Origin of the sequence: Blautia sp. RTP21359st1_E11_RTP21359_211015 (assembly GCF_040910705.1) — a bacterium.
GTDB classification, from domain to species: Bacteria; Bacillota; Clostridia; order Lachnospirales; family Lachnospiraceae; genus Blautia_A; species Blautia_A fusiformis.
In genome coordinates, this window is sequence record NZ_JBDGAB010000031.1 from 25,812 (window position 1) to 44,214 (window position 18,403).

Below are 18,403 nucleotides of genomic sequence, written 5' to 3' on the forward strand. Positions count from 1 at the left end.
GTGGATACAATTTTTTTTAACGGATGTATAAGAACACTGGATGACAGTGAAAAAGTGGCAGAGGCTGTGGGAATCGAAAATGGTCGGATCGTTTTTGTGGGAACTGATAAAGAAGCAGAAGCTTTTTCCTGCAAAAAGCGGATCGACCTAAAGGGAAGGCTGATGCTGCCCGGTTTTGTGGATACACATATGCATATGCTGCATTATGCATTTGTGGAAAGATCTGTAAAACTGTTTGACTGCACAAGTGTTGAGGAAATGCTTGCCGCAGCAAAAAAAAGACTGGAGGAGAGCAAAGGTCAGAAGCTGACCTGGCTCTACTGCAGAGGCTGGAATGAGGAGCATTTTGATAAGCCACGCTATCCGCACAAGGATGAGCTGGATGCGCTCTCAACGGAAATCCCCATCATTATGGTGCGTGTCTGCGGGCATGTGGCTGTGTGCAACAGCTGCGGTCTGGAGCTTCTGAAAAAAATCCCGGAGTTCCCGGAGATTGAGAAGGAGGTTGACCTGGATACCGGACTTCTGAAGGAGAATGCAGTACAGTTTTATTCTTCCGTATTGGAAGCACCATCCCAGGAAGAAGTGGAAGACTACATCAAATACAGTGCGAAGAAGCTGAATGAATGTGGATTTACAGGTGTACAGTCCGATGATCTTGCCTCCCTTCCGGGGAAAAACTGGCGTCGGATCATGGCCTCCTATAAGGCACTGGATGCCAGAGGAGAGCTGAGTATCCGCCATTATGAGCAGTGCCTTTTTGAGCGGGCGGAGGATGCGAAGGCTTTTATTGAGGAAGGATATCGTACCGGACAGAGGGAGGATCACTTTACTGTCGGACCGATGAAGCTGATCCAGGATGGTTCCCTTGGTGCAAGAACAGCGGCCATGAATGAGCCTTACGAGGATTCGCCGGGAAATACCGGGATCATCACATTCAGTCAGGAGGAGCTTGACGATCTGTTTGCTTTTTTTGACCGGCATCAGATGCAGGCAGCGGTACACTGTATTGGCGATCGTGCCATGGATATGGTCATTGAGGCAGCTGCGAAATCTCCTTACCGGAAGGATAATAAAAAGGGCAGACATGGTATCGTACATTGCCAGATCACCAATCCGCGTATTTTGCAGGGGATGAAAGACCAGGATCTTCTGGCATATATCCAGCCGGTATTTATCGATCTGGATATGAACACAGTGGAACCTGCCATCGGCGCACACCGTATGGATAAGGTGTATGCATGGAAGAGTATGCTGGATATGGGAATCCATACGTCCGGTGGTTCGGATGCTCCTGTGGTAAGCTTTGATGCCATGGAGAATATTTATTTTGCAGTCACCCGCAAAAATATCAGTGGTCAGCCACAGGAAGGCTGGATCCCATCCGAAAAAATGTCTGTAGATGAGGCGGTGAAGCTTTTTACAAAAAACGCAGCTTACGCTTCCTATACAGAAGACGAGAACGGAACCATCGAAGTGGAAAAAAATGCAGACTTCGTAGTTCTAGAGAAAGATATTTATAAGATTGATCCGGATGAGATCAAGACCACGAAAGTGGATATGACAGTTCTTGGCGGTGAGATCGTTTATGAGAGAAAAGTAGAAGAATGACGGCAGTATAAAAAGAAAAAAGTGAGAGGCAGAGTCTGAGTGGAGCAGGCGCTGCCTTTTTGTGTGGTGCAGTAAAAAGTATAGAACAAATATTCGGTTGACCTATACTTTTTTTACGCTGAACGATATACTGTAAAAGCAACAATAATAAAGATAAAAGCACTCTCTTTACATATAGTAACAGGCAGTATTTACATATCCACAAATTTCAGAACAACAAGGAGAACCGTATGGATCATTTCAAATTACACTCCGAATATCAACCCACAGGCGACCAGCCTCAGGCTATCGAAAAACTGGTCAAGGGTTTTAAGGAAGGCAACCAGTTCGAGACTTTGCTGGGTGTCACCGGTTCCGGTAAGACCTTCACCATGGCGAATGTCATTGCCCAGTTAAACAAGCCAACTTTGGTACTTGCGCACAATAAAACACTTGTGGCTCAGTTATATGGTGAGTTTAAGGAATTCTTCCCTGAGAACGCAGTGGAATACTTTGTCTCTTAGCAGGGAATATTATGGAAGATCAGCAACGACTATTGAAAACAAATGCAAGATAGAGTATGGAACAGAGCAAGGATTAGCAGCACTGATTTATGGAGAAAAAGGGTTAAGCTCGTTGCCAATACAGGATATTGCAGGGGAGCATATAGATACAGATAATGAGTACATGTATTACTATTCGATTGAATTTATAAAATAGCACTAATAAAAAGAAGAGGATGTCACGTAATCTGCTTTGATTCGTTGGCATCCTTTTTTGACATTTAGGACAATAAGCGGGAATCCTCGGCAATTCAATTACCGAGATGAAAGCGCAGGATTGTGCATATCTGCACATTGAAATAATATAATAATCTCCCAATCCCTTGGTATTAATGCCGTAACCGGCATATAATCAATCGAAAATATGTTTGTTTTTTATTGTGTATTTCTACTTGTTATGTTATACTATATGTATGAAAGAAAATCTAATACATTACAGGACTTGTGTGTGTAATATTAATTACCATATGGTGTGGTCGGTGAAATACCGGCGGAAGATATTAGACCCAGAAATTGAGGAATACCTAAAGGAACTGGTGCAGCAGATTGCTGAGGATAAAGGTTTTACTGTTCATTTATTTGAATGTGGTGAAGGTGATCATGTCCATTGTTTTGTATCAGCTCCACCAAAACTGTCCATAACAGCGATCGTCAAGTATCTGAAGGGGATCACCGGCAGAAAACTGTTCGAACGTTTTCCGGAAATAAGAGACCAGCTATGGAAGGGAGAGCTGTGGAACCATTCCTATTATGTGGAAACGATCGGATCTGTATCGGAGGAAAATATCCGCCGTTATATTGAGCATCAGAGCAAGTCGTATTAAACCAAGGTGGAGTGTAGATCTCTATCTGCATAGCTGTCCAAAGGGGGAAGAGGAATGCTGCTGTCACACAGAACATCTGTAAAGATCCGGCCGGAATATTCCAATATCATAGGGCATATGTGTTATGCAGCTTCCAAACTCTGGAATGTCTGCAACTACGAACGTCATCATTATAAAGAGCTGGGACTGGAAAAGTATCCTGACTGGTATTATCAGAAAAAAGCGCATAAAGGAGATCTGTGGTACAGGCAGCTTCCGTCACAGACAGCACAGGAGACCTGCAAGCAACTGGACAAAGCATGGAGATCTTTCTATGTCCTGAAAAAGACTGGAGGGATCAAAGATCCAAATCCGCCCCGTTTTAAACAGGATAATATCCCGGTCACATACATGCAGATGGGGATCCGGCATGAGAAAGGTTCAGACCAGCTGCGGCTGTCTCTGCCAAAGAATCTGAAAATCTATATGGAAGAAACCTATGGGATCCATGAAAGATTTCTATATCTTGAAAATAAGATTTTCAGGGACATGGATCATATAAAACAATTGCGGATCTATCCGCCGGAAAACGGAAAATGTGACCTTATCGTTATCTATGAGATCGAAGGACCAGAGCAGCTTTCCCAGAATGGACATTATTTATCTATTGATCCTGGACTTCATAATCTGATGACCTGTTATGATTCCGGAAATGGCCGGACTTTTATCCTTGGAAGGAAATATCTTTCATTGGAAAGATACTTTCATAAAAAGATCGCCAGAGTGCAGTCTGTTTGGTATGCGCAGCAATCGGAAAGAGGGATAAGATATCCAGGATCATCGAAACATATCCAGAGACTTTACAGAAAAAAGCAGAATACAGTGAAGGATTATCTTCATAAAGTGACCAGATGGATTGCAGAATACTGCAGAAAAGAAGATATCCGCTGTGTGGTTGTGGGAGATATCCGAAATATCCGTAAAGAGAAAGATATGGGGCATAAGGTCAACCAGAAGTTTCACGGACTGCCATATAACAGGCTGTATATCATGCTGGGATATAAGCTGAAACTGTATGGGATCCAATTGATAAAACAGGAGGAAAGCTATACCAGTCAGTGCAGCCCGTTATCACCGGAAGTATCAAAAAGATATGCAGAAGCAACAAACCGAAAAGAACGGGGTATGTATATAACTGACAGAGTAAGCTACAATGCAGATGCAGTAGGCGCATTTAATATCCTGCGGAAATATCTTTCCGTATCCGGAAAGCAGAAGGAACTGTCCGTAACCGGACTAAAAAATCCAGAAATAATAAAAGTAGCTGTATAGCCGAAAGGCAAGCAGTATTGGTGTCATGGACGTACCCTGAAAAAAGGCGGTATCCCGCCAGATTTCAGATGCTCTGGTAACTAAGTTGCCGAGTAGTTCACTTTTTATGACATTATAGATTTCATAACCTATTTCTTATTTTTCGGTATTCTCTCGGCGAATATCCTTTCAACTTGTGAAAAAGCCGACTGAAATAAAGCTGGTTATCATATCCGACAATCTTAGAAATCTCATGGATGGAATAAGTTGTTGTTTCAAGTAACATCTGAGCATTGTTGATGCGGATTCCCACAATGAATTGCATTGGTGTAGAACCGGTATATTTTTTGAAATTTCGGATAAACCAGCTGACACTCATGCCTCGTGAGGCAGCATAATCATCAATATTGATATTTTGATTGTAGTTTTCACTGAAAAAGGTAACAGCATTATCCATCTCATGATCAAGGTATTCATTTTTTAATATGTGCTCTCTTGTCAGTTCCCGGTGGAAACTGATCAGAAGATGACGTAGCAAAAGGACAAGCATTTCCTCATAATTGTCTTGACAGCGTTGCAGCTCGATAATGATACGTTTGAAAATTTGTTCATATTCATTAGATGTACCCACTTGAAAGACACGTTCTTTATCCGGAAACCCATATTGACGTAAGATATTTTTTACATTGCTTCCTGTGAAGTGAATCCAGTATACTTCTGTCTTATCTTCTCCGTAATATTCATATTTTTGGAGTTCTTTCGGTCTGTACAGTACAATGTTGCCGGCTGGAACAATCGTTTCATTATTTACATTATCAAAATGAAAATGCCCACAACCAGCAGTGATATATATAATCTGATAATCCAGACGACCCTTTGGACGGTAGGTCGGAAGTTTGGGATGTCTGGAAAGACGGTAAGTACCACAGCTACCTACAATCAGCGGACGACTTTTGTCTTTGAAATCCATATGTGAGTGGTTCAAATAACCGGTGTTCAAATACATAGGACAGCACCTCTTTTCGTACTTTTTATCATTGTATCATTTAGTGCATATTTTGTCTAATCCAATTCATAGACATATTTTGCGAATTAGGATAAGCTATATATATAGCATAACTAAGGAACGTAAACAAAAAGTAAAGTATAAGGTTTTCTTTAGGAAAACAAAGAACAAAAAAGTATATGTATTGGAGGAGAGCTATTTATGATCGTACCACGTTATTATGAAAATCTAAGCGTACTGCACGAAAACACAATGCCAGCCAGAGCCTATTATATTCCGGCATCCAGAAGAATGGATAACTTGGTGGAACACAGAGAAGAGTCAGATCGTATGCAGTTATTGAATGGAACTTGGAAATTCCAGTATTTTAACAGCATCTATGACATTCAGGATTCTTTCTTTGAGAAGAATTATGATACAGAAAATTTTGATGAGATTCAGGTTCCAAGTGTATGGCAGATGGCTGGATATGATACACACCAGTATACAAACATCCGGTATCCATTTCCGTTTGATCCACCATATGTGCCACAGGACATTCCGTGTGGAGTCTATGTACATACTTTTGAGTACAGTAGAGATGAGAAAGCGCCAAAATCTTTTTTGAACTTTGAAGGAGTAGACAGTTGCTTTTACGTATGGATCAATGGCTCTTACATAGGATACAGCCAGGTTTCGCATATGACCAGTGAGTTTGATGTTACCGATGTACTTCAGGATGGAACGAATACGGTGGCAGTGTTGGTAATGAAGTGGTGTGATGGTTCCTATTTGGAAGATCAGGACAAATTCCGTATGAGTGGTATTTTCCGGGATGTGTACATTTTGAAACGCCCAAAACAGGCAATCAGTGATTATCATATTAAAACAAGAATTGAGGATATGCTTGCGAAAGTAGAAATTGAAATGAAATTCTACTCTCCGTTAAATGTAAAAATTTCGATTGAAGATAGAAACGGAGCAGTTGTAGCACTAGGAAGTATTGCTGAAGAAGGAACAGCTGTATTAGAAATCGCAAGTCCGGAACTTTGGAATACAGAAAATCCATATCTATATAAACTGATTCTTGAGACAGAGAATGAAGTAATTGTAGATCACATTGCATTAAGAAAGATAGAGATTAAAGACCAGGTTATTTATTTAAATGGACAGAAGATTAAATTCCGTGGTGTCAATCGACATGATTCTGATCCGGTTACTGGATTTACAATCAATCCGGAACAGATTACAACCGATCTTACGTTAATGAAGCAGCATAATTTTAATGCGATCCGTTCCAGCCACTATCCGAACGCACCATTTTTCTATGAAATGTGTGACAAGTATGGATTCATGGTAATAGATGAAGCAGATATTGAAGCTCATGGTCCATTTATGATCTATAGAAAAGAAGACACTGATTACAATCGGTTTAAACGATGGAATGAGAAGATTGCAGATGATCCGGTATGGGAAGAGGCAATCGTTGATCGCGTAAAACTCATGGTGGAACGTGACAAAAACCGTTTCTGTATTGTTATGTGGTCAATGGGAAATGAGAGTGCTTATGGCTGCAACTTTGAAAAAGCACTGGAATGGACAAAGAATTTTGATCCAGAACGTATCACACAATATGAGAGTGCAAGATACCGTAATTATGATGAAACATATGATTACAGCAATCTGGATGTGTACAGCCGGATGTACCCAGCGCTTTCCGAAATTCAGGAATATCTGGATAAAGATGGAAGCAAACCCTTCCTTTTGGTAGAGTACTGTCACAGCATGGGAAACGGACCTGGAGATTTTGAAGATTACTTCCAGATGATTCAGGATAATGATAAAATGTGCGGCGGTTTTGTCTGGGAATGGTGTGACCATGCGATTGCTCATGGAACTGCTGAGAATGGAAAGACTATATATGCTTATGGGGGCGACCATGGCGAAGAAATTCATGATGGCAACTTCTGTATGGATGGATTAGTATATCCGGACAGAACGGTACATACAGGACTTTTGGAATACAAGAATGTTTATCGCCCGGCAAGAGTTATTTCCTATAACAAAGAAAGCGGAGAACTGGTGCTTCATAACTACATGGATTTTGATGACTTGAAAGATTATGTGAAGATTAGTTATGAGCTGACACAGGATGGTCTTGTGATCAGCAAAGGCATACTTCCGGAGTTTTCTGTGGCACCACATGGGGAAGGAAAAACAAACCTGAAGATCAATGTTCCAGAGAATGGGAAATGTTATTTAAAACTTATTTACCATCTGAAAAAAGAATTGCCACTGTTGGATAAAGACCATATTCTTGGATTTGATGAAATTGAGGTAAGTAAAGAGGATACAAAATGTAAACTTGCAGAGAAATGGATACCAAAAACAGTAGTGGACTCTGAATTACAGGTAAATGAAAATGATACACAGATTCATATCAAGGGGCGTGAATTTGCTTATACCATAGACAAACGTACTGCACTCTTTACAGAGATGAAATTCGCAGGGCGGGAATACTTGAACCATCCGATGGAATTAAATATTTGGAGAGCTCCAACAGATAACGATATGTACATCAAGTCTGAATGGAAGAAAGCCCACTATGATAAGGCTTACACAAGAGCCTATACGACAGAGGTTGTGCAGGGAAAACATGGTGTGAAGATTACAAGCCATGCTTCCGTTGTGGCAGAGACAGTACAGAAGATTCTTGATGTGACGATTACATGGAAAATAGAAGCTGCTGGAAAGATTGATGCAGATATTGCAGTAACAAAAGACGATGAATTCCCGGATCTTCCGAGATTTGGTGTGAGGATGTTCCTGGATAAAAAACTTTCAGCTGTAAGATACTTTGGAATGGGACCACAGGAAAGTTATTGTGATAAACATCAGGCTGCGAGCCACGGTTTGTACCGGGCAGATGTAGGGGATTTACATGAGGACTATATTCGTCCACAGGAAAATGGAAGCCATTATGATTGTGAATATGTAGAACTTAACAACAGCCGATATGGAATTGTGGCATCCGCAGAAAAGGCATTTTCATTCAATGCTTCTTATTATACACAGGAAGAACTTGAGAAGAAAACGCATAATTATGAACTGACAGAATCAGATAGTGTAGTATTTTGTGTTGACTATGCACTAAATGGCATTGGTTCTAACAGTTGTGGTCCAGTTGTATTGGAGCAGTACCGATTTGATGATGTATTATTCCGGTTCCAGTTTACACTGATACCGTATATAAAGGGATAATAAAGTTTCATGTAACCCGTAAACAAGGAAAGAGAGTCTGATTGTTATGTAAAGTCCGGATATACAGAGCAATCAGACAAAAACAGAGAAAAAACTAGAATTAGACATCATACTCTGTTAGACATCTTGAAATTCTAAGTGCGATGAAGATGAGGAGCAAAGAAATTCGATGGAAGAAAAAAAGTATTTGAAATGGTATAACAAAATTGGATACGGATCAGGCGATATTGCAGGTAATGTAGTCTATGCTTTCCTGACATCTTTTATGATGGTCTATCTGACGGACTCAGTAGGACTTGCTGCAGGTGTCGTAGGTACCCTGATTGCCGTATCAAAACTATTTGATGGTTTTACGGATATATTTTTTGGATCAATGATTGACAAAACACACAGTAAAATGGGAAAAGCGAAACCCTGGATGCTATACGGATACATTGGTTGTGCCATTACGCTGGTCTGCTGCTTTGCAGTACCAGTCAGCTTTGGAACAACGGCTAAATACGCATGGTTCTTTATCTCTTATACACTGTTAAATGGTGTGTTTTATACAGCAAACAATATTGCTTATTCAGCACTTACGTCACTGATTACAAAGAACAGCAAAGAGCGTGTGCAGATGGGATCTTACCGTTTTATTTTTGCGTTTTCAACAAGTCTTCTGATTCAGGCGATTACAGTTGGATTTGTAGATAAATGTGGTGGAGATGCTGCGGCATGGAGAACGGTTGCTATTATCTATGCAATCATTGGTCTTGTCATAAATACGATTTCAGCACTTTCTGTTAAGGAACTTCCTGAGGAAGAACTTAACGAAGGAGAAGTAAAGGATGATAATGAAAAGTACGGAATGGTACAGGCATTCAAGCTTCTTGTTAAAAACAAATATTACATGATGATTTGTGGAACATATATTTTACAGCAGTTATATAGTGCCATGATTGGAGCTGGCATTTATTACATGACATGGGTACTGAAAAATAAGAATTTGTTTGGACAATTTGCATGGGCAGTAAATATTCCACTGATCATTGCCCTGATTTTCACACCGACATTAGTTGGTAAGTGGAAAGGTATGTATAAACTGAACTTAAGAGGTTATGTCTTAGCAGTCATCGGTAGAGCACTTGTTGTTGTTGCCGGATATATGGGCAGTGTTCCGCTGATGATGGCATTTACAGCTCTTGCAGCCTTAGGTCAGGGACCATGGCAGGGAGATATGAATGCAGTTATCGCATCCTGCTCTGAGTACACTTATCTTACACAGGGAAAGAGAATTGACGGAACGATGTACTCTTGTACTTCTCTTGGCGTAAAAATCGGTGGAGGTATTGGAACCGCTGTTGTTGGATGGCTGCTTGAGTTCAGTGGATATATCGGAACAAATGCAACTCAGCCGCAGTCTGCACTTGATATGATGCAGTTTATGTATCTTTGGCTTCCGTTAATCTTTGATGTATTGATTATGTTTGTACTTTCAAGAATGAATGTAGAAGATGCAAATAAAAAACTGAAAGCAGAAAAAGAAATTGCTGCAGATGAAGTAACAGATGCATCAGACATAAATTAGAATTGACAGGAGAAAGCGTTGTCTGGTCGTTGCTCGATGAGACAGTGCTTTTTTCTATATATAAAGTGATTGAACTGTATTTTGAAAATAAAAAAGGACCACTTCATTTTTGTGAAATGGCCTTAAGAAAATATTCAGTTTTCACAAAATAGTCCTTTTAGTATTTATACATGGTAAGGATGCTCAAAATATTCAGTGTAGAATACTAAAAGGTCATTCAGATATTTTTTTAGGTTGCTCATTTGCAATTCCTCCTTTCCTTATTTACAAGTTGATTATAAGATAGGTGTAAAAGGATTACTTGCCAAATCGAAAGAAGATATAGACAAATGTTGCAAAGGGGAGTATTTCATGCAGTTAAAATATGTTGACACAAAAGAGGAGATTATAGCAATAAATAGGAAGTCAAAACATATTGAACCACATCTTCATAATGCACTGGAGATCGTTTGTGTAACAAGTGGATCATTAGAACTTGGTGTCGGACAGGAACTATACCATATGGAAAAAGGAGATATAGGCTTTGTATTTCCAGATGTTATTCATCACTATCAGGTACTGACACCCGGTGTAAATAAAGCGACTTATCTGATTGCATCGCCATTTACGATAGCCAAATTTGCAGATATCATGCAATCCATGGCTCCTGAATACCCAATCATCAAAGCGGAAAAGGTTGAACCGGAGGTATATAGGGTTATAAATGCAATTTTAGAGACAGAACAGTCGGATATTACTGTTGCCCAGGCATATCTTCAAATTGTGTTGGCACGCTGCATAGGAAAATTAAATTTGGTAGAAAAGAGCAGTGTGGGGAGCAACGATCTTATTTACCAGACAGTTTCCTATATATCAGCAAATTTTAAGAAGAAGTTTTCGTTGGAAGAGATGGCAAAAGACCTGGGCGTGAGCAAATATGTTTTATCCAGACTCTTTTCCAAGACATTCCATAGAAACTTTAATCAATATCTTAATGATGCAAGGCTGAACTATGCATGCCATCGTTTGGAAAATACGAGTGATTCTATTACAAATATTTGTCTGGATAGTGGATTTGAAAGTCAGAGAACGTTTAACCGAGTATTTAAAGAAAGATATAAAATATCACCAAGTGATTATCGAAGTACTTGTGTGAAAGAGATGTTGTCATAAACGGTTCTGTTGATCGAAATATTTACTTTGATTTTACAGTGCTATGTATTTGATTTCATGTGTGGATGATATAATATAAAAATATTTGTAGAAAAAAGAGTTTTATTCTATTATGAAAAGAGTAAGGTGTATTCTAAAGAAACAAGAAAGGCAGGGCGCATATGAACATGATAAAATCCATAATCGATTTTAATGAAAAAAAAGGATTCATCTGTGATATGGATGGTGTGATCTATCATGGCAATCAGATATTGCCAGGTGTTCCAGAATTCATCCAGTGGTTGCATGATGAAAAGAAAGAATATTTGTTTTTGACAAATAATAGTGGATATACACCACGAGAATTAAATCAGAAATTGGCTAGGATGGGACTTGATGTGCCAGAAGAACATTTTTATACCAGTGCATTGGCAACAGCCGCATTTTTAAAAGAACAGGCGGCAGGCTGTTCGGCATTTGTGATAGGAGAAGCCGGCCTGTTAAATGCACTTTATGATGTAGGTATCACAATGAATGATGTAAATCCGGATTATGTTGTTGTGGGAGAGGGACGCTCCTATTCATTGGATACATTAACAAAAGCAACGAATTTAGTTCTGAAAGGTGCAAAGCTGATCGGAGCAAACTCAGATGTTTCCGGACCGATTGAGAACGGCATTGCTCCTGCTTGTCGTGCATTGATTGCACCTATAGAAATGGCAACAGGTACACAGGCATATTTCTGTGGGAAACCGAATCCACTGATGATGAGAACAGGATTGAATATGCTTGGATGTCATTCAGCAGAAGCTGTAATGGTTGGGGATCGTATGGATACAGATGTGATTTCAGGAATGGAAAGTGGTATGTCTACTGTATTGGTTCTCTCTGGATGTTCAACGAAGGATACACTCAAAACTTATGCTTATCTTCCGACAATGGTATTGAATGGAGTGGGAGATATCGCCAGTATGGCAAAAGCAAAAGAGGAATAGTGTGATTAGGCAAATACCAGGAGGTAAAGTATATGATGAAACTTGATAATTTTGTAGGAATGATGACAGGACATTTTGATAATAAGGATCAATTTAATAAGATGCAGGCAGAAGGGAAAACATATCCATATGCGGAACATGTAAATACAATCTGTAATGACAAAATAAATAACCTTCCTGAAGATTTCAAAGGAAAATTTGTTGTTGAAGAGAGTTATTATGAAATTAATGGAAAACGTCATGCATCTCCACATCTTTTCCTTATCACGGAAATAGAACAGGGAATTTTACTTTCTTCTTATAAAATTCCAAAAGGAGAAGATAAAAATACATTTTCATATGATTCTATGAAGAATGTTGATTACTCTAAACTAGAAAAATCTGAAAAATTTAATCCGGCACTTTATCATGAAAAGGACGGAATCTGGGAGGGAGGCAGCACAAGCCAGTTCTCTCCGGTAATGACATTCAAACTTTGGGAAAAGTTTTCCAACAATTTTCTGGAAGTATCGGAAAGCATGGAAGTTAATGGAAAGAGAACTTTTGGATATGATGAACCAATAATTTATAAGCGTGTATAATCAAAGGTCTGCATATTGGGATGAACTTCAGTTTGTAGAGGACTCGATGAATTTGCGTAATATTGGGCGTTACATGAATGTTAATTTAAGAAAATAATATGGTAAGCAAAAGCGGGATAACTTTTCAAAGTCGCTGTTTCTTTGCGTTTACGCAAACTTATCATATTGAGTGAAGTATCGAAAGTGATTGAAATAGACTTAATCCTGGAGGAATATTTCAACGCAGCATGATAAAAAATAGAATAGTAGTGATAGAAAAAAGTACAAATAAGAATCGAACATTTGTACTTTTTTCTTGCGTTAATCTATATACTTTCAAAAATTTATTTGATATAATAGGGACTGTTACAAGAACAAACAGTAAAAATATGACAGGACCGGAGGTTAGTATTTTCAGGTATTTCCGAGTGCTGTTTTATCCGCAAATATTAGTTTTGTGACTTTTATTCGTAACGAGGTGGGAAACACATCTATTCACTATAAAAATGAGCTTTTCGTTACGAATCTGGATACGAATTTTTGGCTGATAATGATCATAGTAAAAGTCACAAATGGAGGGATTTACCATGAATGAGTTCAAATTAAAAGCCCCATACAAGCCAACCGGCGATCAGCCCCAGGCCATCGAGAAATTGGTCGAGGGATTTAAAGAAGGCAACCAGTTCGAGACTTTGCTTGGTGTTACTGGCTCCGGTAAGACTTTCACAATGGCGAATGTCATTGCCCAGTTAAATAAACCAACTCTGGTACTTGCCCACAATAAAACACTGGCGGCCCAGCTTTACGGCGAGATGAAAGAATTTTTTCCTGAGAACGCAGTGGAATATTTTGTCTCCTACTACGACTACTACCAGCCGGAGGCTTACGTTCCTTCCACAGACACCTACATCGCCAAGGATGCATCCACCAACGACGAGATCGATAAACTCCGCCTTTCTGCCACAGCGGCCTTATGTGAGCGGAAAGACGTGATCGTAGTTTCATCGGTATCCTGTATTTATGGCCTGGGTGCGCCGCAGGAATTTTTTGATATGATGATCTCACTTCGGCCGGGGATGGAGAAGGATCGTGACGAGGTTATCAAACAGCTGATCGATATCCAGTATACAAGAAATGAGATGGATTTCCACCGAGGAACATTCCGGGTGCGTGGCGATGTGCTGGAGATCTTTCCGGCTAACTCTACAGACCGGGCGGTGCGTGTGGAATTTTTTGGAGATGAGATCGAGCGGATCACAGATATCGATGTGCTTACCGGCGAAATCAAAAGTGTGGAAAGCCATGCGGCCATTTTCCCGGCGTCCCATTATGTTGTGCCTCAGGAGCAGATCCGCCGTGCTGCGGATGCCATCCTGGAAGAGATGAAGCAGCAGGTGGAATACTTTAAAAGTGAGGATAAGCTGATCGAGGCTCAGAGAATTGCGGAGCGTACCAACTTTGATGTGGAAATGATGAAGGAAACGGGATTCTGCTCCGGGATCGAGAACTACTCCAGGCACCTGACAGGGCTTGCACCGGGGCAGCCACCGTATACCCTGATGGATTACTTCGGAGATGATTTTTTACTTATTATAGATGAGTCCCATAAGACAGTTCCCCAGGTTGGCGGTATGTATGCCGGTGATCAGAGCCGTAAACAGACACTGGTGGATTACGGCTTCCGACTTCCGTCTGCTAAGGATAACCGTCCATTGAGCTTTGATGAATTCGAGAACAAGCTTGACCAGGTAATGTTTGTATCTGCGACACCGGGAGAATATGAATATGACCATGAGCTTCTCCGCGCAGAGCAGATCATCCGTCCTACAGGGCTTCTTGATCCGAAGGTGGAGGTGCGTCCGATCGAAGGACAGATCGATGATCTTGTAGCAGAAGTAAATAAGGAAATTGAAAAGAAAAATAAAGTCCTGATCACGACCCTGACCAAACGTATGGCAGAGGACCTTACCGATTATATGAAGGATCTGGGAATCCGTGTCCGATACCTTCATTCAGACATTGACACTCTGGAACGTGCGGAAATCATCCGCGATATGCGCCTGGATGTGTTTGATGTGCTAGTCGGGATCAACCTTCTGCGAGAAGGACTGGATATTCCGGAGATTACGCTGGTAGCAATCCTGGATGCAGATAAGGAAGGCTTCCTTCGTTCGGAAACATCCCTGGTACAGACTATCGGCCGTGCTGCCCGGAACAGCGAAGGCCATGTGATCATGTATGCAGATAATATGACAGAATCCATGGAAAAAGCAATCTCGGAGACAGAAAGAAGGAGAGCGATACAGGAGGCTTACAACAGGGAGCATGGCATCACTCCAACCACGATCAAGAAGGCGGTCCGTGATCTGATCGCTGTTTCGAAGAAGGTGGCAGAGACAGAAGTGAAGCTTAAAAAGGATCCGGAATCCATGAACCGAAAAGAACTGACGAAGGTGATCGCTCAGGTAGAGAAGCAGATGCGTGCTGCGGCAGCAGACCTGAATTTCGAGCAGGCTGCTGAGCTGAGAGACAAGATGCTCGAATTAAAAAAGAATCTGGAAGAATTAACGGAATAGGCTGCAAAGCAGCTGACAGTACAAAACCCCTGGCTGTAATAGCCAGGGGTTTTGTCGGGTATGCTCGATCTGTTTTTGGGAAAAGCTTATTTTGTAGTTGAAAAGCCCAGGGAGCGCAGGGTGATGCCGGAGCCCTTGAGAAGATCAGTCCAATATGGAATAGCCATATCCAGAGTGTCGTTGGCAAGCTCGGAAGCATCTTTTTGTGTCAGAATCTGCCTTAGCTTGGAAGAACTAATCCTGGGAGCGGCCTCTGTAACACAGACTGTGCCAGGCAGAATTGCCGATTCTGCCGGAAGCATGGTCAGTACAAAGACTGTTATCAGAGATATCAGGATTTTTTTCCATTTTTTCATAGCGATCCCTCCTTCGAAAAAATATGATGGTTCTCTTTATTGATTGATTATAAGTAAAATTCCGGAGAAGGGCACTGGCATTTGTGCCAGTAACTTTGTTATAAAGAAGAGAAGAAGTTATGTATTCTGTTCCCGATAGGCGGAAGGTGTGATCCCCATTTTCTTTTTGAAGCTGGTGCTGAAATAATATTGATTGGCATAACCACATTTCAGGCTGATCTCCTTCAGACTCATAGTAGTCGTAGTCAGGTAACGGGCGGCTGCGGAAATTCGCTGAGATGTGATAAAGTCACTGAGACTGATTCCCTGATTTTTTTTGAAAAGAGCACTTAAATAAGCAGGGCTTACATTGGCAGAGGCAGCAATATCATTGAGGCAGAGCGTATTGTCAGTGTAGTGTTCGTTGATATAGGAAATCACCAGTTCACAGAGCTTCTGGTGATAATCATTCATGGAGGAATCAAGCTTCCGGCATAAAAGATGGCACAGATCCTTCAGCCATTGACATAGCTCTTCCGTATTATGAAACTCATTTATGTGGTTGTAAACATACAAAATTTTAGTTTCAAGGTCATGCGTATCCAGATTTAATTCATAGAAAAATTTCAGGATCCGGCCAAGAAGAGAATAAATCTGTATGAAAGCGAAATTCTTTGTGCGAAATTTCTGAGTGAGCCAGTCGGAAAAATTCTGAAACCAGAGATCTATGGCAGCGGTATCCTTTTTGCAGAGAAGCCGGATCAGTTCATCCTCCTTTGTATCTGAAAAATCTGCAACAGACAGATCGGAACCCAGAGCCTCTCTTCCGTCAAAGATATTCTGATGCGGGAAAAAGAATCTGTATTCCAGTGCATGTACGGCGCTTTTATAAGAATGGTTCAGGTTCCAAAAATCCTGGACAATTGTTCCAATGCCTGCGTTGAGAGAAAGTCCCAGTGGCTGGCAGGCATCTGCGATTGAGGAAATAAGTCCGCTGGTAAGCTGGCGGAAGCTGTTGGACTGACAGCCGCTGTGTCCCAGAATGCACAGATAGCCATCCATATCCGGGAGAAGATACACAAAATCAAGAGAAGCGGTTTCCTCAGTTATCAGATCCTGAAGGTTGAAAAGCTCCATCTGAAACTTTTCAATCCCGTAAACAGCTTTTAGATCCGGAGCATTTTCAAGCTCCAGAATAACAACTGTATAAAAATCATAATTCAGCTCCAGGTTCAGATACTTAAGATAAGGCTTCAGTCGGTAGGCTGCTTCAGAAGACGGAAGGTGTGTGATCTCGCGGAAAAATTTTTCCGTAAGAAGAGGCCTGCTTTGTTTCAGAAGCTGGAGATTTTTCTGTTCCTTTTCCATCAGTGCAAAAGCGTTTTTTACCTTCTGGATAAGATAGGCATAATCCAGAGGCTTTTCGATATAATCCAGAGCACCGAGGAGCAGAGCACGTCTTGCATATTCAAATTTATCATAGGCACTGATCAGGATGATCTTCACCATAGGATTGATCTCAAGAGCTTGACGGCTCATGGAAATGCCGTCAAGATCAGGCATTTCAATGTCAGAAATGATCAGATCTGCCGGTTCTTTTTTCATGGCTTCGATAGCAGAGGTTCCATTGTAGCAGACATGGATGATCTCTGCATTCAGTGTTTCCCAGTCTATGTTTTTTTCGATACCTTCTGCAGATAAGTAATTATCATCTACGATCATTATTTTTTTCATCGATATCTTCCTCCATCTGTTCGAATTCAATGGTGACGTATGTGCCGTTTCCGGGGTTGCTGCGGATCCTTACGGAACCGTTTCCGTATAATGGGTTGGAAATACGGGAACTTACGTTGGAAATTCCAAAATGCTTCTCATAATCAATAACATTATGCTCAATAGCATGGCGCAGCTGTGCAAGGGTTTCGGAGTCCATGCCGGCACCGTTGTCCTCAATGGAGATCACAACCGTATCATCGCCATAAAGAACATGGATCGAAATGAAAACAGCTGGTGTGCCCGAAGAAATCCCGTGCAGAATGGAATTTTCGAGAAATGGCTGAAGTGTAAACTTGCAGATCAGGAAATTTTCGATTCCATCTTCTGCTTCGATCTCCCAGTCCAGATTATCTTTATGACAGAGCTTTTCCATTTCCAGATAAAGCCGGGCAATTTCCAATTCATCTTTAATAGGAATAAGTTCCTTTGATTTACGCAGGGTAAGACGGTAAAAGGCAGTCAGATTTGCAATCATCTGATCAGCAATGTCAAGCTTTCCAAGGGACTGGCAGGTACGGATCGATCCCAGGATATTGTAAAGAAAATGCGGATTGATCTGTGACTGGAGCAGCTGGTATTTCAGACGTTCTTCGTTTACGGAAAGATTTACAATGGACTTCAGGTTTCCGGCTATTGTGTGCTGCATATCTTCAAAGGTGATGCCCAGTCTGTCAATCTCATCATACCTGGAAGGATCATCCGGGTGGGGAACAGTAACGATAGATAGATGTTCCGGGTCATATCCCAGCTGAAAGGCTTCCATTGCATAGGAAAGTGCAGTGATCTTCCGGGTAAGATTTTCGGAAAACAGGATAACGATGATAACAGTAAGGAGCAAGAAAATAAGGACAGTGATCAGTAAGGCACGGATCAGGATGTGCGTGTTGCCCTGAATATAGCTTTCCGGGATTTCGGTAACATGAAGCCAGCCATTGCTTAAGGTGCAGCAG

At 41.0% G+C, this 18,403-nt stretch carries 13 protein-coding genes and 1 pseudogene; 10 read left to right on the forward strand and 4 right to left on the reverse strand.

The window, feature by feature from the left end:
* The 4 genes and pseudogenes from AB5026_RS11655 (at nt 1) to AB5026_RS11670 (ending at nt 4,288) form a co-directional block, all read left to right on the forward strand.
* The gene (locus AB5026_RS11655) at nt 1-1,611 is read left to right on the forward strand and encodes an amidohydrolase (RefSeq protein WP_021652309.1); all 1,611 of its coding nucleotides are present in this window, start codon (nt 1-3) and stop codon (nt 1,609-1,611) included.
* 230 nt (nt 1,612-1,841) lie between these two features.
* A pseudogene (locus AB5026_RS11660) lies at nt 1,842-2,111 on the forward strand (DEAD/DEAH box helicase family protein); the annotation flags it as partial.
* 449 nt (nt 2,112-2,560) lie between these two features.
* Complete coding sequence (gene tnpA, locus AB5026_RS11665; protein WP_110925733.1) at nt 2,561-2,977, forward strand: IS200/IS605 family transposase; 417 nt, start codon at nt 2,561-2,563, stop codon at nt 2,975-2,977.
* A gap of 54 nt (nt 2,978-3,031) precedes the next feature.
* The gene (locus AB5026_RS11670; protein ID WP_368213364.1) at nt 3,032-4,288 is read left to right on the forward strand and encodes an RNA-guided endonuclease InsQ/TnpB family protein; all 1,257 of its coding nucleotides are present in this window, start codon (nt 3,032-3,034) and stop codon (nt 4,286-4,288) included.
* Between the two features lie 121 nt (nt 4,289-4,409).
* Here the strand turns inward: AB5026_RS11670 and AB5026_RS11675 are convergent, their stop codons facing one another.
* Nucleotides 4,410-5,273 carry an AraC family transcriptional regulator gene (locus AB5026_RS11675; RefSeq protein WP_044961974.1) on the reverse strand — a complete coding sequence of 288 codons (864 nt, stop codon included), beginning with the start codon at nt 5,271-5,273 and terminating at the stop codon, nt 4,410-4,412.
* 201 nt (nt 5,274-5,474) lie between these two features.
* Here AB5026_RS11675 and AB5026_RS11680 point away from each other — a divergent pair, with 201 nt between their 5' ends.
* From AB5026_RS11680 to uvrB, 6 genes are all read left to right on the forward strand, one after another.
* On the forward strand, nt 5,475-8,513 hold the full coding sequence (locus AB5026_RS11680) for a glycoside hydrolase family 2 TIM barrel-domain containing protein (RefSeq protein ID WP_110102506.1): 3,039 nt from the start codon (nt 5,475-5,477) through the stop codon (nt 8,511-8,513).
* 169 nt (nt 8,514-8,682) lie between these two features.
* Nucleotides 8,683-10,080: an MFS transporter gene (locus AB5026_RS11685; RefSeq protein WP_110102505.1), complete on the forward strand. Its 1,398-nt coding sequence runs from the start codon at nt 8,683-8,685 to the stop codon at nt 10,078-10,080.
* A gap of 351 nt (nt 10,081-10,431) precedes the next feature.
* Nucleotides 10,432-11,232 (forward strand): AraC family transcriptional regulator, encoded by an 801-nt coding sequence (locus AB5026_RS11690; protein WP_015527044.1) that lies wholly within the window; start codon nt 10,432-10,434, stop codon nt 11,230-11,232.
* A 161-nt stretch (nt 11,233-11,393) separates the two neighbouring features.
* Complete coding sequence (locus AB5026_RS11695) at nt 11,394-12,206, forward strand: HAD-IIA family hydrolase (protein WP_021652318.1); 813 nt, start codon at nt 11,394-11,396, stop codon at nt 12,204-12,206.
* Nucleotides 12,207-12,238: 32 nt separating this feature from the next.
* Nucleotides 12,239-12,787: a hypothetical protein gene (locus AB5026_RS11700; protein ID WP_015527045.1), complete on the forward strand. Its 549-nt coding sequence runs from the start codon at nt 12,239-12,241 to the stop codon at nt 12,785-12,787.
* A gap of 566 nt (nt 12,788-13,353) precedes the next feature.
* Entirely contained in the window at nt 13,354-15,342 is a 1,989-nt protein-coding gene (gene uvrB, locus AB5026_RS11705) for an excinuclease ABC subunit UvrB (RefSeq protein WP_138277199.1), read from the forward strand.
* An 86-nt stretch (nt 15,343-15,428) separates the two neighbouring features.
* Here the strand turns inward: uvrB and AB5026_RS11710 are convergent, their stop codons facing one another.
* The 3 genes from AB5026_RS11710 to AB5026_RS11720 form a co-directional block, all read right to left on the reverse strand.
* Nucleotides 15,429-15,698 carry a hypothetical protein gene (locus AB5026_RS11710; RefSeq protein WP_173739611.1) on the reverse strand — a complete coding sequence of 90 codons (270 nt, stop codon included), beginning with the start codon at nt 15,696-15,698 and terminating at the stop codon, nt 15,429-15,431.
* Between the two features lie 117 nt (nt 15,699-15,815).
* Entirely contained in the window at nt 15,816-17,411 is a 1,596-nt protein-coding gene (locus AB5026_RS11715; RefSeq protein WP_243874515.1) for a response regulator, read from the reverse strand.
* The coding region (locus AB5026_RS11720) for a sensor histidine kinase (protein WP_368213367.1) at nt 17,386-18,403 on the reverse strand (1,018 nt) is incomplete at its 5' end. The genes AB5026_RS11715 and AB5026_RS11720, both read right to left, overlap by 26 nt.